This window comes from Lentisphaera profundi (assembly GCF_028728065.1).
In the GTDB taxonomy this organism is placed as follows: Bacteria; Verrucomicrobiota; Lentisphaeria; order Lentisphaerales; family Lentisphaeraceae; genus Lentisphaera; species Lentisphaera profundi.
Genome location: NZ_CP117811.1, coordinates 2416464 through 2442957 on the forward strand (window position 1 = coordinate 2416464; position 26494 = coordinate 2442957).

The 26494-nt window shown below is 39.3% G+C and carries 17 protein-coding genes; 6 read left to right on the top strand and 11 right to left on the bottom strand.

Annotation, left to right across the window (positions count from 1 at the left end; translation table 11 throughout):
• Window positions 1-26 precede the first annotated feature (26 nt).
• Both PQO03_RS09855 and PQO03_RS09860 read left to right on the top strand, forming a co-directional pair.
• Window positions 27-1169 carry a hypothetical protein gene (locus PQO03_RS09855; protein WP_274149974.1) on the top strand — a complete coding sequence of 381 codons (1143 nt, stop codon included), beginning with the start codon at window positions 27-29 and terminating at the stop codon, window positions 1167-1169.
• 15 nt (window positions 1170-1184) lie between these two features.
• Entirely contained in the window at window positions 1185-2603 is a 1419-nt protein-coding gene (locus PQO03_RS09860; protein WP_274149975.1) for an aldehyde dehydrogenase family protein, read from the top strand.
• 53 nt (window positions 2604-2656) lie between these two features.
• On the opposite strand, the gene PQO03_RS09865 is transcribed toward PQO03_RS09860, so the two are convergent.
• From PQO03_RS09865 to guaB, 10 genes are all read right to left on the bottom strand, one after another.
• Complete coding sequence (locus tag PQO03_RS09865) at window positions 2657-3598, bottom strand: hypothetical protein (RefSeq protein WP_274149976.1); 942 nt, start codon at window positions 3596-3598, stop codon at window positions 2657-2659.
• Window positions 3599-3613: 15 nt separating this feature from the next.
• On the bottom strand, window positions 3614-6055 hold the full coding sequence (locus tag PQO03_RS09870; protein WP_274149977.1) for a hypothetical protein: 2442 nt from the start codon (window positions 6053-6055) through the stop codon (window positions 3614-3616).
• A gap of 8 nt (window positions 6056-6063) precedes the next feature.
• The gene (locus tag PQO03_RS09875) at window positions 6064-8520 is read right to left on the bottom strand and encodes a hypothetical protein (RefSeq protein ID WP_274149978.1); all 2457 of its coding nucleotides are present in this window, start codon (window positions 8518-8520) and stop codon (window positions 6064-6066) included.
• Between the two features lie 15 nt (window positions 8521-8535).
• Window positions 8536-11208 (bottom strand): type II secretion system protein GspD, encoded by a 2673-nt coding sequence (locus PQO03_RS09880; protein WP_274149979.1) that lies wholly within the window; start codon window positions 11206-11208, stop codon window positions 8536-8538.
• 32 nt (window positions 11209-11240) lie between these two features.
• Window positions 11241-12254, bottom strand: a complete 1014-nt coding sequence (locus PQO03_RS09885) for a thrombospondin type 3 repeat-containing protein (protein WP_274149980.1) — start codon at window positions 12252-12254, stop codon at window positions 11241-11243.
• A 1-nt stretch (window position 12255) separates the two neighbouring features.
• Window positions 12256-13227, bottom strand: a complete 972-nt coding sequence (locus PQO03_RS09890; RefSeq protein WP_274149981.1) for an Amuc_1100 family pilus-like protein — start codon at window positions 13225-13227, stop codon at window positions 12256-12258.
• The gene (gene pilM, locus PQO03_RS09895; RefSeq protein WP_274149982.1) at window positions 13227-14999 is read right to left on the bottom strand and encodes a type IV pilus assembly protein PilM; all 1773 of its coding nucleotides are present in this window, start codon (window positions 14997-14999) and stop codon (window positions 13227-13229) included. Before pilM ends, PQO03_RS09890 begins: the two co-directional genes overlap by 1 nt.
• Before the next feature lie 9 nt (window positions 15000-15008).
• On the bottom strand, window positions 15009-15665 hold the full coding sequence (locus PQO03_RS09900; RefSeq protein WP_274149983.1) for a hypothetical protein: 657 nt from the start codon (window positions 15663-15665) through the stop codon (window positions 15009-15011).
• 87 nt (window positions 15666-15752) lie between these two features.
• Complete coding sequence (locus PQO03_RS09905; protein WP_274149984.1) at window positions 15753-16703, bottom strand: flotillin-like FloA family protein; 951 nt, start codon at window positions 16701-16703, stop codon at window positions 15753-15755.
• Between the two features lies 1 nt (window position 16704).
• Window positions 16705-18207 (bottom strand): IMP dehydrogenase, encoded by a 1503-nt coding sequence (gene guaB, locus PQO03_RS09910; RefSeq protein ID WP_420792837.1) that lies wholly within the window; start codon window positions 18205-18207, stop codon window positions 16705-16707.
• A gap of 201 nt (window positions 18208-18408) precedes the next feature.
• On the opposite strand from guaB, the gene glgB reads away from it, so the two are divergent.
• Together glgB and PQO03_RS09920 are read left to right on the top strand one after the other, a co-directional pair.
• The gene (gene glgB, locus PQO03_RS09915; RefSeq protein WP_274149986.1) at window positions 18409-20568 is read left to right on the top strand and encodes a 1,4-alpha-glucan branching protein GlgB; all 2160 of its coding nucleotides are present in this window, start codon (window positions 18409-18411) and stop codon (window positions 20566-20568) included.
• 13 nt (window positions 20569-20581) lie between these two features.
• Window positions 20582-23089, top strand: a complete 2508-nt coding sequence (locus PQO03_RS09920; protein ID WP_274149988.1) for an AsmA family protein — start codon at window positions 20582-20584, stop codon at window positions 23087-23089.
• Between the two features lie 151 nt (window positions 23090-23240).
• On the opposite strand, the gene PQO03_RS09925 is transcribed toward PQO03_RS09920, so the two are convergent.
• Complete coding sequence (locus tag PQO03_RS09925) at window positions 23241-23762, bottom strand: ankyrin repeat domain-containing protein (RefSeq protein WP_274149990.1); 522 nt, start codon at window positions 23760-23762, stop codon at window positions 23241-23243.
• Window positions 23763-23935: 173 nt separating this feature from the next.
• On the opposite strand from PQO03_RS09925, the gene PQO03_RS09930 reads away from it, so the two are divergent.
• The gene (locus tag PQO03_RS09930) at window positions 23936-25618 is read left to right on the top strand and encodes a hypothetical protein (RefSeq protein ID WP_274149991.1); all 1683 of its coding nucleotides are present in this window, start codon (window positions 23936-23938) and stop codon (window positions 25616-25618) included.
• Window positions 25618-26421 carry a DUF1189 family protein gene (locus tag PQO03_RS09935; RefSeq protein ID WP_274149993.1) on the top strand — a complete coding sequence of 268 codons (804 nt, stop codon included), beginning with the start codon at window positions 25618-25620 and terminating at the stop codon, window positions 26419-26421. Before PQO03_RS09930 ends, PQO03_RS09935 begins: the two co-directional genes overlap by 1 nt.
• Window positions 26422-26494: the final 73 nt, after the last annotated feature.

Consider the following 26494-nt stretch of genomic DNA (forward strand, 5'->3'; position numbering starts at 1 on the left):
TTTAGCTATTAATATTCGGAGTTCATATGTCAAAATTTATCACTGGCCTTTTTTTATTGTGCCTTCTCTTTTCCTGTGCGAACCATGATGGTCCCTATACTCAAAAAAATCTAAGCCCTGAAGAAAACACTTTCCGCAGGTCTTTTCTAACAACAGCGTCAGACTTACATCAAGATTTATACTTCTCTCATCAAGCTTTTTCATCAGATTTAAAACTTTTAATAAAAGAACCGAGTCAAGAGCAAATCGATGCGACCATAAAAAGCCTTGAACTACTGAGAACTAATTATAATAAAACTATCCCTTTTCGTAATACCCACGGCCCACTAGATTATCCTTACTTAAAAACACAGCACAATCTCTCACAACTTATCTTTGCTGAAAGCGCAGAGTTCAATGGCGATGAGAATATCTTAACGCTGCTTAATGAATCGACTCCCATTAGTGAAGAGCTTCTTTATCAAAAACACCTTGAAAGCTCAAATAAAGATATCTACATCGGCATTCCTGCAATCACTTATTCCCTCTCAAAAAATGACATTATTCTTAGCCACAAAAATGAGCAATGGAAAACATTTTTAAGCCGCAATAACAAAATACTTGAAGTTCACATTAAATATCTACTTGATGAATGGTCGCCCTATATTGCCGCAAACTTTCATCATCTACTTAAAACTCGTAAACAAGAGCAGTTCCTCGGATGGACCTACACTTCTTTCTTAATTAATCATCAAGATGTACTCGAGAAAATAAAATCCAATACAGGACAATTAAGTCAAAGGGATTTAGACGAACGCCTCAATGCCTTAATGAACCTCTGGGAAGGTTCTTATATACTAAATGATGGACGACAATACCTACGCCATGGTTTAAAAACTTTAATTCAGAGTCCTGAGATTGATAACTATTTTAAAACTTTGGAAAAATCTCGTAATGAGAATAATCAAGAACTTAGTCTAAAGGTTCTGACATCACTACAAAATGGAATTAAGCGAGAAATTGCTAAAAGTAACTATGATCGACAAGTCCAGTCGCTCCCCTTCATTATACCGAACCCAAAACTACATGCCTTAAGCAAGTCGAGAAAACACCCAAAAGACACTCCTTTTGGAGAATCTACAAAACCAGCCTCTAATAACACGCTTTCAAATAGCACAGATTTTCTATAAAAAAATTGTACTCAGATGAATCAATACCCTTTCTATATAGCTGGCAAAGAAACGACTAACAAAAAACTTATAGAAGCGCGTAGCGTCTATTCAGACGAGATTTTCGCACATTACTCTTTAGCCGAGTCAAAAGATATCGATGATGCTTTAGCACAAGGCCATGCGGCTAAAAAAATCATGCAGCAGCTAAAAGCTCATCAGAAGAGGCAGATTTTAGAAGAATGCAGAGACCTATTTCGCAAGAATTCAGAAGATTTAGCTGAAATAATCACTTTAGAATCAGGAAAGACCATTAACGAAGCCCGAGCAGAAATGCAGCGGGTGATCAGTGTCTTTGATTATGCTTCGATAGAAGTAATGCAAATGAACGGCACAGTTTTAAGCATGGATACTCATCCAAGCTCAGAAGATTTTGAATGCTTGATTAAGCGCTTTCCAAAAGGACTCTGCTCCTTCATCACACCGTTTAATTTCCCCATCAATCTTATTGCCCATAAAGTGGCACCCGCTATAGCTGCAGGTTGCCCTTTTATTATTAAACCCTCAGATAAAACACCTATATGCGCGCTAAAATTCGCTGAGATATTACAACAGTCCTCCCTTCCTAAAGAGGCGTTTTCAGTTGTCCCTTGTACAATTGAAGATTCGCTAAAGCTCGTAACAGACCCTAGAGCCAATTTTTTAAGTTTCACCGGCTCAGAACAAGTGGGATGGAAATTAAAAACATTGGCTGAGCGAAAATCTGTCTGTCTTGAATTAGGCGGCACTGCCAGCTGTGTAGTTTACCCTGACACAGACTTAGAATTAGCCGCAAAAGAAATAGTCAATGCTGCCTTTGCACAAGCAGGACAAAGTTGCATTAGCTTACAGAAGCTATATATCCATGAAGATATAATTGATAAACTAAGCTCTTTACTAGTAGAACTAACATCCAAAATCAAACTCGGTAATCCGCTAGATCCATCAACGGACCTAGGACCCATAATCAATAAGGACAGCTTGAGTCGTATTACAAAATTAGTCGACCATAGTATAAGTACTGGGGCAAAAATATTAGTCGGTGGAACTACTCAAGGCAAATTTTTCGAAGCAACTATTCTCACTAATATCAAAAGTGACGACCCCATACGCGATGAAGAAGTCTTTGCACCAATTTTTATCATTGATACATTCTCCAATACTGATGAACTGTTTAAACAATTGAACCAATCTTGCTATGGCATCCATGTTGGTATCTATTCAAAAGACATAAATATCGCCACAAAAGCCTGGGATGAACTAGAATACACAGCTATTATTATCGGCCATACACCTAGCTGGAGGTCAGATAAAATGCCTTATGGAGGCATTAAAAATAGTGGCTGTGGCCGTGAAGGCATTTCCTATGCCATTGAAGAAATGACCGAATTAAAATCCCTTATCATCAAAAAATAAAAAAGCACTGAAATTAAATTTCAGTGCTTTCATTGGAAAATCAGTCTTGCTAACTAGCCAACTATTTTAAACATTTCCATATACTGGTCAATATTTTTAAATACTGTAAAGCCTAGTACGCCAGTGGCAGCAATCGCAACTAGAACAGTAACAATACCAGGTTTACCTTTAGTATCTGACTCTAGTAAGTCTTCGTTGGAAACTCCACTTTGAGCTTTTGCTTTAACCTTTGGAGATGAAGCTCTTTGAGTTCCTGCAGTCTTTAATTTAAGTGTCCCACCAGCAGCATCTGGATCAACTTTTAAGGTCTCATCTGCAGCTACAGGAGCTTTGATTTTAAGTGTTCCTGATGCACCTTCAGTAGGACCTGAAGTTTTGATTTTTAAGGTTCCGCCACCATCAGGACTTTTAATTTTAAGCGTTCCGCCACCATCACTTGGCGATTGAACTTTAAGAGTACTTCCGGCGTTTGACTGTTCGCTTACTGGTGCTTGAATCTTGAGTGTTCCAGCAGAAGAAGGTTCAGCGGCTATTGGAGCTTTGACACGAAGTGTACCCGCAGATGCAGGTCCCGAAACTTTAATTGTACCCGTATCTGTAGATACAGAATCTGCTACTTTTAAAGTTGATGCTGCATTGCGCTGAGGAGGCAAGCGAAGTTCTTGAGTCATTACAGTAGAATCTGTATTACGTACCTCTGCAGATTTAGTGCCCGCTGAAGGTGGTCGTAAACGAATTGTCTGACTAGCAGTCAAAATACCTGATAATTGTTTCTTACGCTCTTTAATAACTTTCAGGTGTACTGTGTCAGTATAATTCTCACCGTCTAAATTAATATTTTGCGTACTGGGTGATACACGTTTTAATTTTGTGGTATCTGTATCACGAATCATTAATGGATCAGTTTCTGCAGCTTCAAGCTGTGGAGAAGCTCCATTTTGAGCACCCATATTAACGGTCTCGGTATTTTCTATATCTTTATTATTTTCAGACATAATAATTTCTCCTATCTACAATTGCTTGAAGTCTGGAAGACCTCGAACTGTCATTTTTTTATAAGGTGTACCTACGGGACTTATCAATCTTCCTGTTACAAATATTAAAAGGTTTGATTTCTCAGAACGCTCACCTTTACTTTGAAAGAATCTTCCCAAATAGGGGATATCAGAAATATAGGGTATTGAGTCATCAACTGAATATACATTCTCTCTTACTAAACCACCAATCAAGAGTGTTTCACCATCCCAAATTTGTGCTCGTGTCTCAACCTGACGCACGGCTATAATAGGCATTGCATAGTTGAAAAAATTGGGGATAACAGTATCAAACACAGGTGATGTATAATCTGAATTAAGATCAGTATCATAGCTTATAAATTCTACTTGTTGTGGATTCAAGTCTAAACTAATCGTATTATTATCTGCAGATACTTCTGGAGTCACCTCTAAAATCACACCAATATCTCGAGCCTCACCAAAGGTTGGAGTCGTGGGTATTGTAGCATCAGCGTCAAGTTGAGCTTCTTCCCATTCTTCAGGAAAAAAGCGCTCTTGTACAACTCGTAGTACCACTGTGTTACCACTTTGTGTAACTGCATTAGGTGACGTTAAGAGTTCAGAAGTATCTGTTTGATCAAGAGCTCTAATCATCATCTGCAGTGATTGATTCCCGAAAACCAAATCTGCTGCCAATTGAACTGGACCTTCTTGAGAAGTAACTACTTCTTGTATTCCTCGAATATTATTATCGAATCTTTCAGCATTAGCGACGCCGCCATTACCCTGAGCAAAAATCCTATCTCCTGTCAGAGTATGATTAGGTGTCTCTGGACCTGTCCAACGCCACATAAAGCCTAGTTCTTGAGTACTATTGAAATCGACGTCAATAAATTTAGTTTCCACAGATATTTGTGCACTTGGACGTCCTAATTCATCGATAATTCTTTTGATCAATTGAATATTAACCGCTGTATTAGTCACAACTAAACGATTGACATTGCTTACAAAAGCAACTTTTGAACCCGCTGGAAAAGTCACACCAGAATTGGTGAAATAACTTTGCCAGTTTGTTTCTTCAGAATTTCTTTCAAGGCCATCATCAGTTAAGCCCGCGCCGGCATCACCAACCACATCAATCATTGATAAAGGGACATCAAAGAATACAGTTTCAGTTTCTTCTAATGGGTAGTCTTGATCGGCTATATAAACCGCATGCTTATCTATCTTAATCTTTAAACCAAGTATATCTGTTATCTGATTAATTAGTTCACCCAACTGCATATCTTCAACACTTAAAAATAGCCTAGCCTGTTTAGCTTGATTATTTGCTACTGCGGCAACAGGACTATCGCCTTCGTCACCAAAGCCTTCGTCACCAAAGCCTTCGTCACCAAAGCCTTCGTCTGCAAAACCATCGTCTGCAGAAGCTACTGGTGCTAGCTGCTTGACTTTAGATGCAAAATAGACAATATTGACTCCTTTACCTTCTGGATCAGGATCGAATTCCTTAGATTTCCTTATCAAATCTTCAACAATTGATTCAATGCCATCACCATCATAACTGACTGAAGGTATATAAATACGTCTCAAGCGTTCATGAATAGATGTTACATTTTCAGCATTCACATTAATGCTTGAAGAATTTAATAATTCTGCGTTTAAATCAGCACTCACTCTGATTTTATCTTCCCATTTCCATGAAGTTTCTGCAAGAAGATCTTTCTGTGTAACTCTATTTCTTTGTTTACCAAGTGTTTTTATTTCTTCAAAGGTTCTAAAAAGTAAGTGGCTTGCAGGGATATTAAATTTGTCAATTAGTAAAAGGTCTTCTAATTCTTCACGACATTTAGAGTACTCACCTTGATCAAAGTAAACTTGAGCGCGCTGCATTCTTACATCAACACTCTCTTGCTTGACTAACTCCTCTTCAGTAATCTGCTCTTCACCGATTAATTTTCTGTACGCTTCTTGAGTAATTGATTCATCTAAACTCGAGATTTTTTCTTTATAAAGTTTTTCATTATCAGGATCTAATTCTATTAGTTCTTTAAGATACGTTTTTGCTAAATCAAATGATTTGCTTTCTTTCGCTTTATCTGAGTTAGCTAATTTTTCAACAACTAAATTATTGTAAACAACAATTTTAAGCTTATCGACATTAGCCACCTTATTAACTAAACGATTTGAAGAACTTTGAGCCTGTAAATACACTTCTTTAGCAGACTGTAGATATGTTATCGCAACATGGTTAGAACCATCTTCTACGGCAGTCATAGCTTTGTAATATAAACCGTCTGCTTCTAGTTCTAATTGCTGCTTTCTTATCAGTTCATTATTAACAAGCGTCGTCGCATCTATAGATTCCACTGCTACTTTTTCTTGTGCAATTGCATCAATAGAACTTAAACAAGCTATAAGAACAAATGTTTTTGTATAATTATTCATCTTAGACATAAATTTACCTAAATCCTCTTAAAGTCTGGAAGGCCTGGCACCTGATTGATCCTCAATGGTAAGCCACTCTCTGTTATCAAACGAGCTGTAATAAACATTAATAATGAACGTTTCTCGGAGGCTTCGCCCTTACTTTGAAAAAGTCTTCCGATAAATGGTATATCAGAAATATAAGGGATAGAGTCGTCTACTGTCCAAACATTCTCTCTAATCAATCCACCTAGCGTAAAGGTCTGGCCATCCCAAAGTTTCACCCTGGTTTCAATTGACCGTACTTCGAATATTGGCATTGAGTAAATAAACTCTACATTATAGTCGCCTAAACCAGGTAACTGTATAACAGTTGAAGTATTAAGGTCCGTATCGTAGCCTATAAACTCAACAAATTCAGGATTCACTTCCATTGTAATCACAGTATTATTTGGATCGACTTCAGGAGTGACACTTAAAACAAAACCAATGTCTTTTTCTTCTCCAAATACGGGTGTACTAGGAATGATTTCTTGACTATTACTAAATTCTCCTTCTTCCCATTCTTCTACAAATTGAGTCGAAGTCACAACTCTGATGATGGCTGTTTCACCACTTTTCGTCAAGACATTCGGAGCCATTAAAATCTCATTGGTATCTGATTGATCAAGCGCACGAATCATCATCTGAAGTTCTTGGTTACCAAAAATCAAATCCGCTGCTAATTGCACCGGCCCTTCTTGACCCGTTTTGACTTCATTAATTCCGCGAATATTATTATCAAACCTTTCCCCTACAGAAGTCCCACCATTACCTTGGGCAAAAATCCTATCTCCAGTCAAAGTATGATTCGGAGTCTCAGGGCCTGTCCAGCGCCATAAAAAGCCCAATTCTTGCATGGCATTCCAAGTAATATCAACAACTTTTGCTTCTACATTAACTTGTGCAGAGCCAGTATTTAAGTTATTTATAATGTCTTGTATCAAATGATTATTGTTTACTGTATTAGTCACTACTAAGCGATTAACACTCGCAACATATGATAACTTGGCTCCTGCGGGGAATGTAACGCCCATATTCCTAAAATAAGCCGTCCAATCTTGGCCTGAAGAGTTATCTCTTGTTACGCCTGCAGTTTCCTCAACTAAGTTAAGATTATCTCTCGTTGGTATAATCTCAAGCATTCCTGCTGGGACATTAAAGAATTTGGTCTCCATAAGATCGAGCTGTACATTGGGCTCTGCAATTACGACCATATGTTCTTCTATCTTCATATTTAAACCCTGAGATTGTACAATCAATTCCAATAGTTTACCCATGGGAATTTTCTCAACATTTAAACGTACAGGATAAGTTTTTGTAGCTTGTGGTGCAGCTTCAACTAATGCTGGCTCGTCATCGAATGATTCTTCTTCAAAACCTGAATCTGCAAAGGCATCATCAGCTTCTCCAAATTCATCACTCTCTATAGAAGAAGGCTGTGCTGTAGTGATATTTTCACGTAGAAATACAATATTTACACCTTTACCTTCAATATCTTGCTGCTTACTGATTTCTATAAGTTTTTCAATGACATCTGCAAGTGGCTCACCATCATAATTAACTACTGGGATTTCTATTTCTAACTTTCTATAAATTTCACCAAAGTTATCATCGTTGCGTTGAACTTGGCTTACTAAAAGGTTCGCCTTATTACCAGATTTAACAATAGGATCAACCCACTTCCATGAGTTTTCACTTGCCAATTCTTGGGAAAGTGCTTTTTGACGCTGGGCGCCCTTCACTTTCACAATTTTAGCGATCTGAAATTTAAGATGACTCGCATCTAGATTATAGGGATCCAAAGTAAGAATTTTATCCAAAACCTCTAAAGCCTTAATATAATCGCCTATATTCTTTAAGATTTCAGCCTTAGCATAGTAGAGTTTAATCTCTTGGTTAACGCCTTTAACTTCTTCTTGTATGGCTTCTTCATTCACACTTTCTGTATATTCAATATCTTTGTACTGCTCTTCTAAACCAGCTTTTAACGATAGATATTTCTTTTCATTGTCCGGATCCAAATCTACAGCTAGGTCGAGTAAATCTTTCCCTTTCTGTATTTGCGCGCTATTTTTTGCTTTATCCACTACCGCGAGAATATTATCGATTCTATAAATTAAAAAATCTAATTCAATGGCTTTTAATTCATCTTTCAAAACCTGTACAGCGGCTGAAGATGATGCCAGTGAACTTAAATCATTTTTAGCCTTTTTAATACCATTGTTTAAATCTTCAACAAAGCCAGCATTGAGTTTCTTTCTTAATTCAGAAATGAAAATTTTTGACTCTAAAAATAGTTGCTGTTTCCTTACTATTTCATTTGATTTAATTGTAGAAGAAGTGATTTGATCAGTTTCACCAGCCAAAATATTTTCTGCCACAAGATCTGCATTTTGCGAATGCAAAGAGCCTATGCAGAGAACTTGGTATATAAAAGCTTTTCCAAACTTCATCATATTAAACCTCTTCTATAGCCTTTTAAAATCAGGTAGGCCACTCAACGTTCCTGGGCTTACCGGTAGACCTGAAGGGTCAATTAATCTAGCTGTAACAAATATAATTAAATTTTGCTTTATTGATCGCTCACCATTCGATGTGAAAAATCTTCCTAAAAATGGGATATCTCCTAAGTAGGGTATCTTATCCTCGTAGGTGACTTTTTCTTCACTAATCATTCCACCTAAAGCCAGTGTCTCACCATCCCAAACTCGCACAGTTGTATCAACTGTTCTCGATTCAAAAATCGGCATACTAAACTTCTGTTCAAAGGCGTTATAAACGATTACTTCTGAAGTGCCACCTGTGATAGGATTGATAAGTACAACTTCAGTCCCTACCAGCATATCGACATTGAAAGATTCGTCATACTCGACAAACTCAATCACTTCTGGCTTGAGCTGAAGCTCAATTACGCGTTGATCTGGGTCGATTTGTGGCGTTACAGTTAGCACCGCACCTATATCTCTGGCTTCGCCAAAAACAGGCTTAGAAGGAGTCACACTTGACTGACTGCCACCATCACCTTGAGAATTCTGCTCAACTTCTGGCTCTTCCCATTCTTCAGGGAAATAGCGCTCTTGCACAACTCTAATCTTCGCAGTATGACCATTTTGCGTCGTTACTTTCGGCGCATTTAAAACGTCTTCGCCACTTCTTTGTTGAATCGCACTAACCAAAGTATTAAATGTTGTATCACCTAAAATAGAGGCAAACTTAAATGTGCCCTGGCTTAAGCCATTGCCAAGTACACTACCTAGACTTCTGACGGCAGATTCTAGACCATCTCCGCCATTTGAGGTAAGGTCTCCACTTTTATCTAAGCTGAAACCATCACTTAAAAAATCTGACAGAGGATCGCCATTGACATCATAGAGATCACTTGGAGCCCTACCGACATAACCCGCATTTGGGTCAGTAAATCCTGAACCATCTTCAATACGTGCAATCGACCATTCAAAGGCAAGCTCTTCAATATCTTCTTGATTAATCTCATAGAATTTTGATTCAATAATGATCTGATTTTCAGCCGGTGCTAATTCTTTTATAATTCTATCAATCTTACTATGCTCAGCCGGCGTATTCTTCACAACTAAACGATTGACCGACTGAATAAAAGATATTTCAGAACCCGCATCAAATTTTATTCCAAATTCATCAAAGTATTCTCTCACACCTTTAGCTGTGCCACCACCATCACCAGCACCACCTACGTCTTCAATTAAACTTGCTCCGCCCGTGTCAAGATTAGGCTCAATCAAGTCTAAAAAACCTGCTGGGACATCATAAAAACGTACTTCCATTGTATCTAAAGGAATGCTTTTATCCGCGATAATAACCGCATGTTCAGTAACTTTGAATTTTAAGTCTTGCTGCAAGCAAATAAGCTCAATTATTTTCAAAATTGGCACATCACTTAATCGTAATGACACTCCATTACTTTGCTGTGGTGCAGCTGCAACTTCAGCTCCTCCGTCTAAGCCAGCATCTTCTCCAAAGCCAGCATCTTCTCCGAATCCAGCGTCTTCTCCAAATCCGGCGTCTTCTCCAAATCCAGGCTCTTCTACTTTTGCCGCAGCAGCAGCCTCATTTATACGCAAGATAATATTAACACCTCGCTTTACGGGGTCTGGATCATAATCTTTAGACATCTGCTTAAGTCGAGCAACAATTGAATCGAGAGAATCATTATCAAATACTACACTGGGAACTTTAATGCCATTAAGCTTATCAAATACATCTTTAACTCTAGCATCATCATTCCGGATTCGACCATCTATGGCTACATTGACGGCAGTACCAATTTGAGTACTCGGTCTAAGTGGTTGATTCCACTCCCACTCAACCTGAGCTAACCTTTCTTCACGCGTAGCTTTACGCCTAACTCTTCCCAATTCTTCGACTCTTGCATTAACTCTTAACAACAAAGTCATTGCCTCGGAATCGAATGGGTTCGCAACTAAAATCTGTTCCAATACATCTTTGGAATCCATGTATCTTCTATTGGCAAAGAGAATCTCTGCTTGCTCATACTTAATGGCGTTAGGTCTATCAATCTCTTCTTCTCTTATTTGATTAATACCTTTTTCGTCTACTTTCTTTACAAACAATAACTCTTCTTCAATTTCTTTATACTCTTTGATTTTCTCATTAATCTCATCTTCTCTTAGCGGGTTAACCGCTATAGCCGCATTTAATGTTGAGATGGCTTCAGAATATAAATCTGCGTCTACTTCCTCCCTAGCCTTAGTCATAAGTTGACCTGACTTAAGAACCAAAGCTTCTGCTTTATTTTTATTGGCAATATCAATTTTCGCCAAAACGTCTTCACGAGTTTTTGAAACTCCGCCATACCCCATAACAGCCGCGTCAAAGCCAGCTATCGCAGCGTCGTAATCACCCAAGGCAAAATTCTTCATGGCTCTATTAAACTTCAACTCGGATTCAATCAATCGCTGCTGGCGTCTTATTTCTTCATTTCGTGTGACCGTTGATCTAGTAGCTTTGGAGCCGTTTTCATCACTTTGATTTTCTTTTAATATTTCTTCAGATACTTTTGCAGCTTCATCTTGAGCAAGTGCTGAAAAAGATAGTGACAAAGCTACAACCGTCGCCAATCTACTATATAATGACGTATTGTTCATATTAACAAATCCTCGTTCTCTATTGATAAATTTTATTTAACAGGGCTTAATATCGATTTCTTACTATCGATTTCAAACTCTTCATTTGTTTTTCTACTGAATATAATGGCCTTTAATACCTTTTCTTTACCAATTCTTCGCCATCCTCTAAAGTCCACCACTTCCTTAACACCATCTAAGCCTAATAAATTATGTTTGGAATCGTCCGCTACGAACTCTTGTTTCCCACCTAAGTTATTGTATATAACCATTCCGCTACCATTGGGCGGATACACATACTTGCCCTTATAAACCTTTATAAGCTCCGCACCTTCCTTTTTAACCGAAAGCACAACTTTACCTTCAACTTTTTCTATATCTACCAAGCTATAGTCGCTAGCAAAAATCACACCACCAACTCTCACCCACCTCGTCTTACGACGAGAATCCACAAACTGGACTTCCCATAAGGCTTTATTAGATCCTGAGGTCTGGTCTGATTTATAAATAAACTGTAATGGCTTTGCTTTCTTTGGTATCGCCTGAATAAAATTAAGCATCGATGGATAACTAGATGGATCATCGATCAAAGTCGGCACACCGTTAATCCCCACGGTAATTTCATCATAATTACTAAAACCATCTTTATCCCTATCCTCTAAAGCATCATCCGGATTATTCGGATCCATATTGTACTCAGCTTCCACTGTGTCAAGTATGCCATCGCCATCACTATCTCCATCCTCAATCTCTTTAGCAAAATCAACTTGAGTTTTACACCATGGACACTTTCTGAAATCATCATGAAAAACTTTATTGCACGTCTCATCTCGGCAGAGTAAATATTGGCGGTTTTCAAACACGGTCTCTAACCTTAGAGCCTTCACTGGCTTCCCCGATATGACCTTCCCATCTACCACTTCTATCGGCTGAGAACCAGAAAGTTTTATCAATTCTATGGGGTTCACATCTACCGTCGCAACAACAAAGACTGCTACAACCACTAATACCGCCATCACAACAATCAACATCACCTTTTCAAGGTTGGCTTTTATAAAATCTTTCATTCTATTGTTCCAAATAACTAGCTTTAAATTGAATCCAATCCAAACTAATCTTCATAGTTTGTTCTGGCGCCTCAAATGCACGAATATTAACTCTTTCCTCAGGCTCCACTTCCACTTCCACTTCCTCACTTAACAAAGCCTCTCCTTCAACTTGATTCAACAAATCATCCACACTAGTGACTTTATCCTCATCTGGAGATTTGATTGGAGCGGCCTCTTTAAGCATCAAAGGAACAAGATCCTTATCCACCTGCGCAGCCGTCACCATACTCACACTATTAATTCTATAATAAAACTGCTTATCATTGGTGATTTTATTTAAAACTGTACCAAAACCCTCAGGCTTAACCTTTAATACCAATACAAAAGTATAAACTTTTGCGTAAGCTTCCCCCATCTGAGTTTCCTCTAATTGATTAGGGCGACTTACACTCGAAATCTCAACCACACCACTACTAGCAATGATTTTTACCAAGTTTTCAATAGCTACAAGTTGCTCCATTACCTTAACTTTATCTCGAGCTTCCATTTTGAATACCCTTGACACCTCATCATCAAAAGAAAAATTGAACTCATCTGTAACTACAATCTCTGCACTCTCACAGATTTTTCTTAATGACTCTATTGACTCCAAAAACTTATCCTGAACATCTTCCGACCGCATTTCAGCAACCGCAGACGCATCGTGATTATAATCTTCGATCAAAGAGGAATAATAGTCGTTAAAACCACTTTTCAAGGAGGCTATATTATCTTGAGATAACTTCCTATTAAGGTCATCCAGCTTATATTTAGTGCTATTTATCTGCTGTGTATCATTACCCAACCGTGCTTTTTCTTCTTGCAGTTTTGCCGTCTCAGATTTATATACAAAAGAAAGCTTAAACAATACTGTACTCACAACGAACACCGAAACTAGCAATGCGACATTTGCTTTATTATCTTTTATTATCTCTAAAATTTTATCTTTCATTAATCAACCCTACCAATATTCTTTACACCTAACTGCGCTTTAAAATAAGCAAAGGCCTTATTTTTACTCTGTCGCTTCTCTAAAGGCCCCGTTATACCAGGAGGGTCAACTAAGACGTACTCCGATATTGCAATATCCTCTAACATTTTGGACAAGACTTTCTGTCTTTTTCCTGTACTGCCTAGTACCGGATATTGAACATAATAACCCTCAACAATAACTGATCCCACATCGGTTGATTGTGTTTGACTGTGTAATACTTTATCTCGCTCAGCTTTTTTTACAGCAAACTTCGACAAGGTCTTAGTGTCTTTTAGAACCTCTCCCTGTAAAACACTCACTGCCTGACCTGCCTGAGGCGTTATTGAGGTGATCCACAAAGGCTTAGGTTTATATTTTCTAAGATCATTTAAAAAACTTAGCCACTCAAATCTCTCTTCATTTAAAACTTCTAATTCAGTCACTTTATTTTTAACTGACTCACGAAGCTTATTCTGTTCATTGATTTTATCTAAAATCTTTTTATAACCCTCTATCTTAGCTGCTTTACCCTCAATCTGACCCTGATAATGCAAACGCTCCCTAAAGGATCCCGCTAGAATAATCAAAGGCACCAATATAGCAACCGCAGCCGTAGCGTAGTTATAGGGCATTTTACCTTTTCTAATCAAGTCCTTTTGCACAGACTCGGGGGTCAATGAAATCTCTACCGGACACTCACTTATTCGTAAGACCAAGCCAATCACTTCACTAAATAAATGCGCTAATTCAGCCAGCTCTTGCCTATCTACGTTCGCCCCTAAACTCACTCCATTCTGAAATGGATTGAAATACTTAACATCGATCTTCATTTTTTCTTGAAAAAATGTCTCGGTGAACAGCATCGTTGAACTACCACCAGAGAGGTGCATTATTTCTGGCTTTGCACCCTTCTGCTGATTCTTGAAAATGTTAATAGAGCGACTAACTTCACCGTGTAATCGCGTCATCACATTACGAACAATTTTTGAAATTGTCGCAGCTACCTCAGACTCAGGCTCTTCATAAGCCCCGCCCAATGCAACAAAACCATGACGCCTCTTCAACTCTTCTGCCTCTTCCAAACCAATACCGAATTCTTTCGCTACTTGCTGAGTTATAGCATGCCCCGCAATTGGAATATTTCGTGAGAAGAAACTTGTTCCATCTGAAAATATTAAATTAGATACACGTGATCCAATATTCAGGACCATCGCACATTTATCAAAACCAATCCGATTAACTCGTATAGCGTTGTATGAGCTCGAGGTCGCAATATCAACGATCTCTACTTTTAAGCCACACGCTTCAACTGTTGCCACTAACTCTTCAACAATTTCATTTTTAATCGCAACAAACATCACTTCAACTTCTTCTGCATCCGTAGAAGAAATTAACTGGTAATCCCAAATCACTTCATTCATTTCAAAAGGCACATTTTGTCGAGCTTCAAACTCTACAACTTGCCTTATCTTATGAACATCATCACCTACTGGAGGCAATTTAACAAATTTTGTAAACGCCATCTGCGCAGATAGGCTGACGTAAGCTTTTTTCGCCTGTACACCACGCTCTTGAATAAGCTTAGTTAAGGTTGATTTTAATAGAGCAGCTCTATTGCTCTCTGTTTGCAACTCGTCATATTCACGATAACCAAATCTCTCAAGTGTAATTACTTTATGATCGACTTTAAACTCACCAAGTTTTAAGCTTGATGCGCCAATATCAATGGTGACTACTGATTCTGAAGCCATATAATCGACCTATTTTTTGTTTGAAATTTTGGGAAAAATCTGAGATTGAGTAGCAGCCCACGGACTATCATCTTTCGATGTAAAGATTCCCTCAACTGAATCCAAATTTTCGCTATCAAATGAAGTCTCTTTAAAACCTTTCATTAGCGATTTCTGACGCTTTCCTGACTGCACATAAAACTTCGTATTCAACTGTGTTTTCCCTTCCACTTTAAACACCGCATAGACACTTAAGATTTTATGGACATCTTTAATACCACCTAGATAGCGATTGATGACATCAGGACTTACTAAAATAGTCGCGTAATAATCACCATTTGTTATGTTTTCATACGTGACTACTTTCTGTGTTTTTTTATACTTTCCGTCTCTTGCCTTATACAAACCCTTCCAGGTAATACTTACTTTATTTAACCAAGTCCCATCATCCAAGGCATTTGCTTTTTTTGCGACGCCTTTAACGCGAAACTGAACTGTTATTGATGTCCACTCGCCTGTATTTGGATTCGAACTTTTAACTATATTATTAACTGTTATCGGAGGTGCTAATTTAGTATTGACATCGATCTTGCCGACCTCAATTATTGACTGACCACTCTGGGCAAGCGCCGTAAAACTACTTCCTACAGTTAACACGAACATAAAAAATGAAGTTATTTTTCTCATGGATTTCCCTTATTAAACCTTTTGCTTTTATAAAAATTTTAACACATACACAAAAAAGCTAGACTGTGTTAACAATGATGCAAGCACTTAAAGGGACTGAGCACGCCATTGTGAGACGTTTTTTACACTAGATTCTTTCGTTCCGATCACGCCATCGTCAATTCCACACTTTATAGCACTTGGCAACACTGCCCTCGCCAAAACAACTCCCGCGCCCATTTCTTGCAACTTTGCTTTCATTTCTTGTTGCCTTGCTTTCGCCTCGGCCTTTTTCGCTTCTGCGCGCGATTCTGCAACTTTTTTATCCGCTTCAGATTGGATTGAATCTAGCTTCGCCTTAAGATTATCTAAAACCTGCACACCTGAAACATCGACTGAGACCAGCGTGAAATAGGTACCATTCAATACATCTGAATCAGCTTTGAGGTGCTCGACTAACAAGGACGGGTTATTTAAAATTTCTTTATGAGTTTCCCTCGACCCCACAGCTCCCAAGATCTTCTCTTGAACTCTTGCCTCCACCGTTGAAACACCCGCTCCACCAATCAATTTATTTAAATCCGACCTAACGGTTAACTTCACATTAATACCAAGACGAATCCCATCCTTAGCTACCGTAACTATATGTCCACCATTCCGATGATCTGGACAATTTATAACAATTGGATTTACATAACTACCAACTGCCTCCACCACATCTCGTCCCGCTAGATCTAAGGAACAGAATTGCTCGAAGTCTATATCTAATGACGATTTCAAAGAAGACACCGACGCATCAACAACTGCAAATACATTACCACCACACAAAGCATGACTCTCGAGTCGCACATATTCCACATCAATACCGGCCCGTATCAGCATAATATAAGCATCAACGAGCATATCGGGATTCAAGCCTCTCAGGCGCGAAAAAACGATATTGACAAAACCTAAGTCGATACCGTTTGATTTTACTTTGACGTAGGCGCCTATATTAACAAACACTAAAAAGACCAGCATTAAGAAAACTAATACCCCTAGTGCTATTAATAAATACATACTACACTGTACGATAGTTTGGCGCGTCTTTCACCATTTGAATGTCATGTGGATGAGCCTCGCGCAATCCAGAGGGCGTTACTCGGTATAAAATCCCTTTGCTCTGTAACTCTGGGACTGTCTTCGAACCGCAATAACCTAGCGAGAATTTTAAACTTCCTGCAAATTGATGTAGAACACTTCCTGCTGTGCCCCTATATGGAACACGGCCTTCTACTCCCTGAGGAATCAACTGACTAGAATCTTCTACATCACCCTGAGAATAGCGTTCACGACTTCCTTTTCCACTTTTCATCGCTTCTAAACTACCCATACCGCGATACACCACAAATCTACGACCTTGCATCATGATTTTTTCACCAGGGCTCTCTTCCGTAGCCGCCAATAAACCTCCCATCATAACACTGCTCGCACCAGCTGCAATCGCTTTTGGCACATCACCTGATTGCTTAATTCCGCCATCCGCAATGATCGGCACATCAGAGGACACTGCTCTAGAAGCTGCATGTATTGCCGATATTTGTGGAATCCCTACTCCGCAAACAATTCGTGTCGTACAAATAGAACCCGGACCGATACCAACTTTTATCGCATCTGCACCTGCATCTGCCAATGCTTTTGCACCGACTGCCGTACCTACGTTACCTGCAACCACATCTACCGAGCTAGCCATACCTGCTTTGAGCTCTTTCACTGTCTCAACCACGCCTTTTGAATGACCATGAGCTGTGTCAATAACAATCGCGTCAACACCGGCATTGATCAATGCTTCAGCACGATCAAAATCATATGGACTAATTGCAGCAGCGCAACGCAACTGATACTTTGAATCTAGATTTTCGAGCTTCGAAGTTCCTGTTATCAACGCATTCACGTCGTGAAAACTATACAGGCCTGCCAATTCTCCGTTCTTACACAAAAGAGGCAACTTACCTATTTTCTTATCAATCATGATCTTATAGGCATCTTCTAGAGTGGTGCCTTCTTTAGCAGTCAAGATAGCACTCGTCATGATATCTTTTAATTTAAGTCTACGATCATTACAAAACTTCAAATCTTTAGCCGTTAAAATCCCTGCAACTCTGCCAGCTGCATCAACTATAGGAAAACCCGAAAAAGGCAAATGCTTATCTTCTTTGTAATTTAACAACTCTTCTACAGTTTGAGTTTCCAAGAAACTTACAGGCTCTTGTATCAAGCCATTTGAATGTAATTTGACTTTTTTAACTGCCTCCGCATGCAGAGCGATATCCATGTTTTTATGAATAACACCAATGCCACCTAGGCGGGCCATTGCTATAGCCATAGAAGATCCTGTTACCGTATCCATCGCAGCACTGACAAATGGTATATTCAAATCAATATTACGACTAAACTTGGACTTAGTAAGTGTGTCTTCAGGAAGGAAATCGGCATACTGCGTAACTAAGGTTACGTCATCAAAAGTCAACCCTTGCAATTTTGTCAACTGCATCAGTTCGTCAACACTTTTGTTTACTATCATTTTTGGACCTTACAATTTAAAATTTTCACTATTAGGTCTACCAAAAATACATGAGCATTTCAATCATGCAAGCTCTTTAATCGCTGTTTTAAAAAATCAAAAACACTGACACAATCTTAAAAGCTCTATGTTTGTATACTAACAATCTCAATCTATACTTTATACGTATATATTAGGAGCCATAACACAATCGAGGACCACATGATTTCCCCTGAACAACAACGTGCCATCTGCGAATTAAACCACGAAAACCCACATAACTATCTAGGCCTTCATAAGATTGATGAAAAATGGATCGTACGTAATTACGAACCCTTTGCTGAACAAGTTAATATAAGTATCGATAGTAAAACCTACCCCAGCACACGGCATGAGAGTGGCTTCTTCATTACCGAATTAGATAAAGAACCTAAGAAGAATTACAAAGTACAAATCAAGTACCCGGACTCGACCTTAAGTAAATACGACCCCTACTCCTTCCTTCCCAGCCTAGGAGAACTAGACATCCACCTAATGCACGAAGGCAATCACCTTGAACTCTATAAAGTCCTCGGCAGTCAATCCTTTAGATCTAATGATATCGACGGCATAAGCTTCAAAGTCTGGGCACCAGAAGCGCAAGGAGTTTCACTAATCGGCAATTTCAATGGCTGGAACAAAGCTATAAATCCCATGAGAAAACTTATGGGGAGCAATGGAATCTGGGAAATATTCATGCCCGAAATGGCCCTAGGCGAATACTACAAATTTGCGATCAAAACCAAAGATGGTGATATAGTAGAAAAACAAGACCCCCTCGGCAAATTCTGCGAACTTCGCCCAGGCACGGCTAGCGTCGTCTGGGATAATAGTGAGATCACATGGTCTGATGACAAATGGATGTCACAACGAGCAAATACTGACCCACTAAAAGCACCTCTTTCAATTTATGAAATACACCTTGGCTCCTGGAATCACCCCGAACTTAAGCGCGATGGGGAATTTGCAAACTACAGAGACCTAGCGCATACTTTGGGTGAATACATCAAAGAAATGGGCTACACGCACATTGAGCTTCTGCCTATCACTGAATTTCCATACGATCCCTCATGGGGCTATCAAGCAACAGGCTACTTTGCTCCAAGCTCTAGATTTGGTACCCCTGCAGATTTTGCCTACTTCATAAACCACCTACATGAACTTGAAATCGGCGTCTTAATCGACTGGGTTCCTGCCCATTTCCCCACAGATCGCCATGCCCTGGGAAAATTTGACGGCAGCTCACTCTACGAACACGATAATCCTGACGAAGGCTATCACCCCGATTGGAAGACCTTTATATTTAACTTTGGAAGAACAGAGGTCTCTAACTTCTTAATATCTTCAGCCCTGTACTGGCTCAAAGAATTCCACATCGACGGGCTAAGAGTTGATGCCGTTGCATCCATGCTTTATCGTGACTACTCTCGCAACGAAGGAGAATGGCGCACAAACAAAGATGGCGGCCGAGAAAACTACGAAGCCATTGAATTCTTGCAGCGATTAAATACCCTCGCTCACGAAACATGCCCTGGCACAATGGTTATTGCTGAAGAGTCAACCGCATTTCCAAAAGTCTCCAGACCTACCTACGACAATGGCCTCGGCTTCACAATGAAATGGAATATGGGCTGGATGCATGACACCTTAGAATATTTTTCCACTGAACCCGTACACCGTAAACACCACCAAAACCAACTAACTTTCTCACTTGTTTACGCCTTCAACGAAAATTTTGTTCTACCCCTCAGCCATGATGAAGTTGTCCACGGAAAAGGATCCTTAATCAACAAAATGCCTGGGGATATCTGGCAAAAATTTGCCAACCTAAGATGCCTATATGCCTATATGTATGCTCACCCGGGTAAAAAAATCATCTTCATGGGATGCGAACTTGCACAATGGAGCGAATGGAGCGAAGCAAAAAGCTTAGATTGGGCGACACTAAACAACGACAACCACAAAGGTATGCAAGAATTCAGTAAAAGTCTTAACCATATCTATAAGCAAGAAAACTGCTTCTGGGAAAATGATTTTAGCCACGAAGGCTTTGAATGGGTTGATGCACAAGATAATGAACAAAGCGTACTGTCGTTCCTAAGGAAAAACAATGCTAAGGAAAGCATCCTATGCGTAATGAACCTAACCCCTGTCCCTAGAGACTCATACATCATAGGCGTCCCAACAGCGGGCAACTACCAGATCCTCCTAAACTCTGACGACGGCTCTTTCGGAGGCAGTAACTACTCCCCTAACAAATCCTATCATTCAAGCCCTATCACTGCACACAACAATAGCAACAGTATTTGCGTAGATCTGCCCCCCTATCCGTACTGTACCTAAAAAGTGATAATTAATGCTTTTAAAAATTTGGCATATTTTTCGAGGGATATTTTCATTAACAGGGATGACTCTTTGCGTTCTAATCCTTATCTTAGAAATCAAAGGTCTCCCTGAAAATATCATTCTAGGGCTACGTCAGCGACTCGACACAAGTCAATTAAAATATACCATAGAAAAAGTCCATCTAGGCCCTATCAGTGGCCTAAAAGTCCACAAACTCAGCATTCAAGACCACAAACAAAACGAAGTACTTTACCAAGCAGATGAAATACAAGTTTCATTCGACCTATCCGACCTCAGCCAAGGGACTTTCACCCCAGAATCTCTCGTTATTCAAAATGCAAACTTCAACATAAATCTAAAAAATAAATCACAAGAAGAGTACCTCAAACTTAATAATATGAACTTGAACGCTAAGTTCGTGAACTCAAGTAATATTCAAATTAAAAGCTTTAAATGCAACACCAAAAACCTAAAACTCACCCTCCAAGGCGACCTCGCTAATCTCAAATCGAAAAAGAAAGACTCCAAAGATCCAACTATATCCCTCCCTAGCGCGCAAGAGCTCAATGAACTCATTCCCGAGCACATAAAAGAGGCGATTATCAATATTAATGACGTAGCAGATCTCTTAAACATTACTGATAAAACAGATGTTAACATACACTTCTACTATGATTCTCTAACTCCAAAGATGAGCACCGCCCAGATAGATTTTTCTCTACCTGAATTCCTGTACTTAGGCAACCTCATCAAAAGCACTAAAGTCAGCCTTGAACTCAAGAAAAACATTATCACCATTACTCAGTTTGAAATCAAAGCTGACGAGAAGGAGCTTATCTCTGGTCAACTCGAGTACAGTCTCAAAGACAAAACACTTAACGGTCAACTCACCGGTCAACTATTCCCATTGAAGTACCTAAAATTATTTGCACCAAACACCCTTCCGCACATCGATTTTCTCAAGTTCACTGACACGCCCCCACATATCGATATTTTCTTTAACTCTAATAACGTAACAGACCCAAAGAGCTGGGATATCAAGGGCGATTTACGAGCGTCTAATTTTAAAGTACAGGGATTATACGTTGACTTAATTGAGGGTCCTATAAAATTCAAAAACCTGAACTTTCAATCCGACACGCTTAAATTCTCAGGCCCCCAAATAAACGGAAAGGTTCAAGTACGATTCGATTTCACCAATAACAAAGTCTCTCTTTATGCCGATGCCTCCGGCGATCCTCGCCACATAAGCCATTTTATCTTTAGCGATAACGGTCGAAAAAACTACCTTAACGTATGGGATAGATTCTCCTGGGGAAGAACTGCCATACCTACATGGTCTGGATATTTTGACTATCGCTACGACCCTATTAGAGATCAAGACTTAATGACTTTCGATGGATCCTTTCAAGCCGATGGCGCATCAATCAATGGCGTCAATACACAAAAATTCTCCGCCAACATCTACATGCAATTCCCTGAACAAGTACTCGTCCATAACATACAAGCGGACACTACTGACACCCACGCACGAGGAAACCTAGGCTTCAAAAACCTTACCGGTGACACCACTATTGATTATCAATTCTATTCAACACTATCAATCCCCCAAACTCTTCGCATTGCTAACCACGACTGGAAAGATCTATTAAATGCCCTTGAACTACCAAACAAAAGCTACGCCCGCATAACCGGCCACGTAAACCTAGAAGACCCACTCAACGCTCGTAGCGAAGCCTATATTGAACTTCCTGAATTCTCATTTAGCGACCTTAAGCTTGACAATCCATTAATCACTTTCAATATGCGTGATCAGAAAATTATGGTGGCATCCCGCAAGGCTAAATTTTACTCCGGGGATTTACATTTCATCTATCAAGACAACCTGAAACTCAACCAGCAAGCACTTAAGCTCACTGCATCGGACGTAGACTTAGCAGGAATTATATCAGAACTCCAAAAAGATTCTTTAAACACCGCCGCTGGTCGCGTCAACTTCGGTGCTGATCTCAACCTCAAGAGTCACAAAGGAAAAATCCATAGCATTTTAGGCGAAGGATTTATCCATATTCATGACGGCTTATTCTTAGAAATACCCTTTCTATCGACTTTTTTTAATAGACTTGAATCCATACTACCCTTTGTATCGGCTGCACAAGTCAAAGAACTCTCAGCACAACTCAAATTCTTTGATCAACAAGTCAATATCGATAACTTCTTTAGCGATGGCAAACTCGTTGCTCTATCAGGGGATGGATGGTTTGACTGGGGCCAAACGATGTATTCATTCAATATAAATACACATTATTTGAAAGATATCCTTACATTGCCTAAACCACTCAATGTGGATATCCTTAAAACCTTATTCAGTCCTCTTTCCGTATTAATGAAAGCGGAAGTCCGAGGCAATAAAGACGACTATGAATGGACCATCAACAGCATGAGCAACCTTAAAAAATCCATTAACCGCACACCCTCCCGACTGTTAAACATCTTCAAGACAGACCCAGAAAGGTGAAAAACTTTTAGTACTAGAAGATTTCATCCTCAAGCACTTACCGTCTATGGAAAAGTACAAATCAAGCGAGATATCTCACCCCGTAAAGCGAAGACTAGGCTAAGCGAGTGTGATTTCCCTGAGAAGCCTCATTTAAACTAATCTGTAGAAACTAACTATCCTTCTTTTTTAACATCGCTTGACGCTGAGCTTTAAGCTCTTTTTCAGCTTTTGCCTGAGCTTTCTTAGCAGCATTTCGCTTCGCTGTCTCAGCTTTTCTTTCTTCTCTTCTTTTCAGAATTTCAGCCTTATGCTCAGCTTCCACTTCAGCTTGAAGTCTCTTCTTCTCTTCCAATTCAGCTCTCTTCTCTTCGTCTTTAACCTTTTGGCGGCGCTGAAAGTCAACATCTTCTTTCAAAATAATAGGCTCGCCATTCACAGCGTCAAACTCCGTAAGAGTTTGTTCAACCTTATCATTGGGAGCGTAGTCCAATGGAGTTAAACCCTTTTTATCTCTTACATTAACATCCGCACCACTAGCAACTAAAATCCTTATGATCTGCAAATTCAAAGCATAATGTAGTGCAACTTTGCCATGTAAATCTTTTTGATTTACTTCAAAATTAGGATCCTGTAAAGCCCTATAGATATCTGCAAGCTTCTCATCTTTAACGAGTCTAAAAAAATCAATCATTCATCCATCCAATTTTTGGGTAATTATCTCTCATGTATAGAAAAAGTCTATAATCATAACATAATTCAAGAAAATTTCAACATGATAAACTTGCAAGTCATATTTCCACTTGCTCAGTGGAATTTTAGCGGTATCCTAATGAAATTGAATTTAAAATCACTCCAAGGCTAAACATGAAAGTCACCTCCTTTAACAAGTTTTTTCTACTACTCTGCTCTCTCTCCTCTCTCTTAATGGCTCGATCGACTGAAGACCAACAAGTCTTATTAAAAAACACGGTTGCAGCCTACCCTGAATTCAAAGAAATCTTACCTACATCAAGCCTCAATAACGCTATTATTTCTTATGTCCCTGTAATCTCTAACAAAAAAGCACACGGCATAGACGTCATCCCTCAAAGCCCCCTTGACAAAAAAGACATCGCTCGCCTCAGAGATGTCCCGATAAACAACTCTTCTATATTGCTGGAACCCAAATCTCTTCCCATAATCTTTGAGATGCTGACGCAAGCCATCGCCAACAAAGACAATATGCAAATAGGCTTCTGGACTGCATGCCTCAACAATAATATCGCTTTCTACAGTGACCTAAGTGCTCTTTCAGAAATAAACTATCTATCAAAATACATCCCCTCACTAGATCCCGATCTTAATAATGCCAAAGGTGAGGCCATCTCAATGCGAGGATCTGCAACAACTTCTTTCAGCGAGGCCATGAAAGATGAAAAGGCCTTCGCTTTTTACGAAAAATCTATGAAAGATTTCACTCCAAAAATCATCACTAACAAGCCTGAATACATGACCTCATTCCTACTTCAAAGGCCTACATCTATTTTAAAGAACACACAATTGCATGCCAACAAGCTCGCGCTCAACCTACAAAGAGCCGCTTTGACTGATGACAAAACGAGTTTTAACGGAAAACTTGCAGTAATCAAGTCATCTTCAGATAGTATCATGACGACCGCATCCATCCTCAGAACGTCAGTCGCATTCGCCAAAAACAAGATAAAATACAAAGCACCAAACAGCAAAGAAATTACTGACTTAATAAAGAAATCTGTACTTCCCATTCCCTTAGAAAAGAATATTTTTCTCCAGGAAATTTTTCAAAAACAAAGCGCTGATGGTGTCATTGGATTACTTATCGAGCCCCTTTCCACCACACAAGGATCACTTCTTGGCAAGCCATCTACCATCCTAGCATCACAGGTCGGCTCTGCACTTATCAAAAAGAAAATTGAATACAGAATCCTTAACCTTGACTCAATACTCCGCACTAGTTTCCCCTCCGCTAAATCAATGCCAGTACTTATCATCCCATGCACGACCTACGCAGCTCGCTCTGGTTCGCATTTGCAAAGTGCACTAAACAAACTCGTCTATGACTACCAAAAAAGCGGGGGTCGCATCATGTGGGTATCCTCTCACAGAGTCAACTTCCTTGGTGACATTTCACAAAATCTACAAAGTGCACCTAAGGCTATTAACATAGATCCGGAAGAAGAAGAAAATGACGAAATTATTGTACATAAAGTACTTAACTCATCTCAAGAGGATAGTTTCATTGATATGATACGCTCCCCCGCCCAATTCAACGAAGCGATTCCATTGGGTTATATTGTTAAAGAACAAGAGAATATACTTCCCTTAATTTCCTTTGACACCAATGATGAAATATTCACAATCGCTGCCATCAACAAAGACAAAAGCGCTCTATATTTCAATCCCATCATACTTTATCCAGCGGCAGTAGACACTGAAGTAACTGCTCTTATCCCAGCAAAATTCCAAAGCAAACTCGAAGAAGCGTTCCTTTCGAGTGTCAGACTTTTACTGGACCCCAACACTCTCTAATGCAGAAGATCACTAAGTTCTTCAAGTCATACACCCACTTTTACCAAAAAGAGCAACACCTACACGCCCTCTCAAAATGGCGCAATGGCTTGCTCTTTCTTTTGGTCTTATCTATTTATTCCGCCATTTTACCCTGGTGGACTGCAAAAAAGAACTTTAATCACTTCTACTCAACACAGGTCGCCCCACTACTGATACAAGCTCCAGATTTATACATTAAAAATGATGAAATTTCGATAACAAATAAAATCGAAATAAAGTCTTCCGAAAGTGACAACACAATTATTTTAATAAACAAAGAACTTGACCTAGAGAGTAATATCCCCATACAAATTAGCGAAGACAAGCTCGCCATCTTACACCCAGATTTTACTCAAATTCTTTACCTAAGCACATTTTCTCAACTAGAGAAAACCCAGCATTTCCTGACCGATTCAGAAGAAAGAGAGGAAATACCCTTAAAGGATTACCTGCAAAAAAATTCAGATTTCATTAGAAGCATCCAGATCCATCAATTCTTTGCTTCCGTACGCTCGCTGTTCTTTACCAATATCATTCAATGTGCCTTTTTAGCAGGCTTATTCTTTTTCCTGCACCGAAGAATTGTCCGAGCCCCCTTCATGGATTTTTTTAAAATCAGCATCCTTGCCTGCGTTCCATTTTCTCTCACCTTGGCACTTTTTCTTTTCTACGAAAACGTTTCTTTCTTTGCCACACTCATCCCTACCATTCTGCATTTTATTTTCTTTTTTCGAGCTATCCCTTCTCTCATCGAATTCCAAGAAGGCAAAGCACTGAAATAACCCTCTCACGAATAAAGCATCTACTTGTATATTAAGGGCTTTAAGCTTAATTCAGAGAAATTATATTATCTAG

Excerpts from the sequence above, each read along its gene's own strand:
- glgB (WP_274149986.1), top strand. The coding sequence starts at position 18,409 with ATGATTTCCCCTGAACAACAACGTGCCATCTGCGAATTAAACCACGAA.
- PQO03_RS09930 (WP_274149991.1), top strand. The coding sequence starts at position 23,936 with ATGAAAGTCACCTCCTTTAACAAGTTTTTTCTACTACTCTGCTCTCTC.
- PQO03_RS09865 (WP_274149976.1), bottom strand. The coding sequence starts at position 3,598 with ATGTCTGAAAATAATAAAGATATAGAAAATACCGAGACCGTTAATATG.
- PQO03_RS09885 (WP_274149980.1), bottom strand. The coding sequence starts at position 12,254 with ATGAAAGATTTTATAAAAGCCAACCTTGAAAAGGTGATGTTGATTGTT.
- PQO03_RS09880 (WP_274149979.1), bottom strand. The coding sequence starts at position 11,208 with ATGAACAATACGTCATTATATAGTAGATTGGCGACGGTTGTAGCTTTG.
- PQO03_RS09920 (WP_274149988.1), top strand. The coding sequence starts at position 20,582 with ATGCTTTTAAAAATTTGGCATATTTTTCGAGGGATATTTTCATTAACA.
- PQO03_RS09900 (WP_274149983.1), bottom strand. The coding sequence starts at position 15,665 with ATGAGAAAAATAACTTCATTTTTTATGTTCGTGTTAACTGTAGGAAGT.
- pilM (WP_274149982.1), bottom strand. The coding sequence starts at position 14,999 with ATGGCTTCAGAATCAGTAGTCACCATTGATATTGGCGCATCAAGCTTA.
- PQO03_RS09905 (WP_274149984.1), bottom strand. The coding sequence starts at position 16,703 with ATGTATTTATTAATAGCACTAGGGGTATTAGTTTTCTTAATGCTGGTC.
- guaB (WP_420792837.1), bottom strand. The coding sequence starts at position 18,207 with ATGATAGTAAACAAAAGTGTTGACGAACTGATGCAGTTGACAAAATTG.
- PQO03_RS09890 (WP_274149981.1), bottom strand. The coding sequence starts at position 13,227 with ATGAAAGATAAAATTTTAGAGATAATAAAAGATAATAAAGCAAATGTC.
- PQO03_RS09925 (WP_274149990.1), bottom strand. The coding sequence starts at position 23,762 with ATGATTGATTTTTTTAGACTCGTTAAAGATGAGAAGCTTGCAGATATC.
- PQO03_RS09855 (WP_274149974.1), top strand. The coding sequence starts at position 27 with ATGTCAAAATTTATCACTGGCCTTTTTTTATTGTGCCTTCTCTTTTCC.
- PQO03_RS09935 (WP_274149993.1), top strand. The coding sequence starts at position 25,618 with ATGCAGAAGATCACTAAGTTCTTCAAGTCATACACCCACTTTTACCAA.
- PQO03_RS09875 (WP_274149978.1), bottom strand. The coding sequence starts at position 8,520 with ATGAAGTTTGGAAAAGCTTTTATATACCAAGTTCTCTGCATAGGCTCT.
- PQO03_RS09870 (WP_274149977.1), bottom strand. The coding sequence starts at position 6,055 with ATGTCTAAGATGAATAATTATACAAAAACATTTGTTCTTATAGCTTGT.
- PQO03_RS09860 (WP_274149975.1), top strand. The coding sequence starts at position 1,185 with ATGAATCAATACCCTTTCTATATAGCTGGCAAAGAAACGACTAACAAA.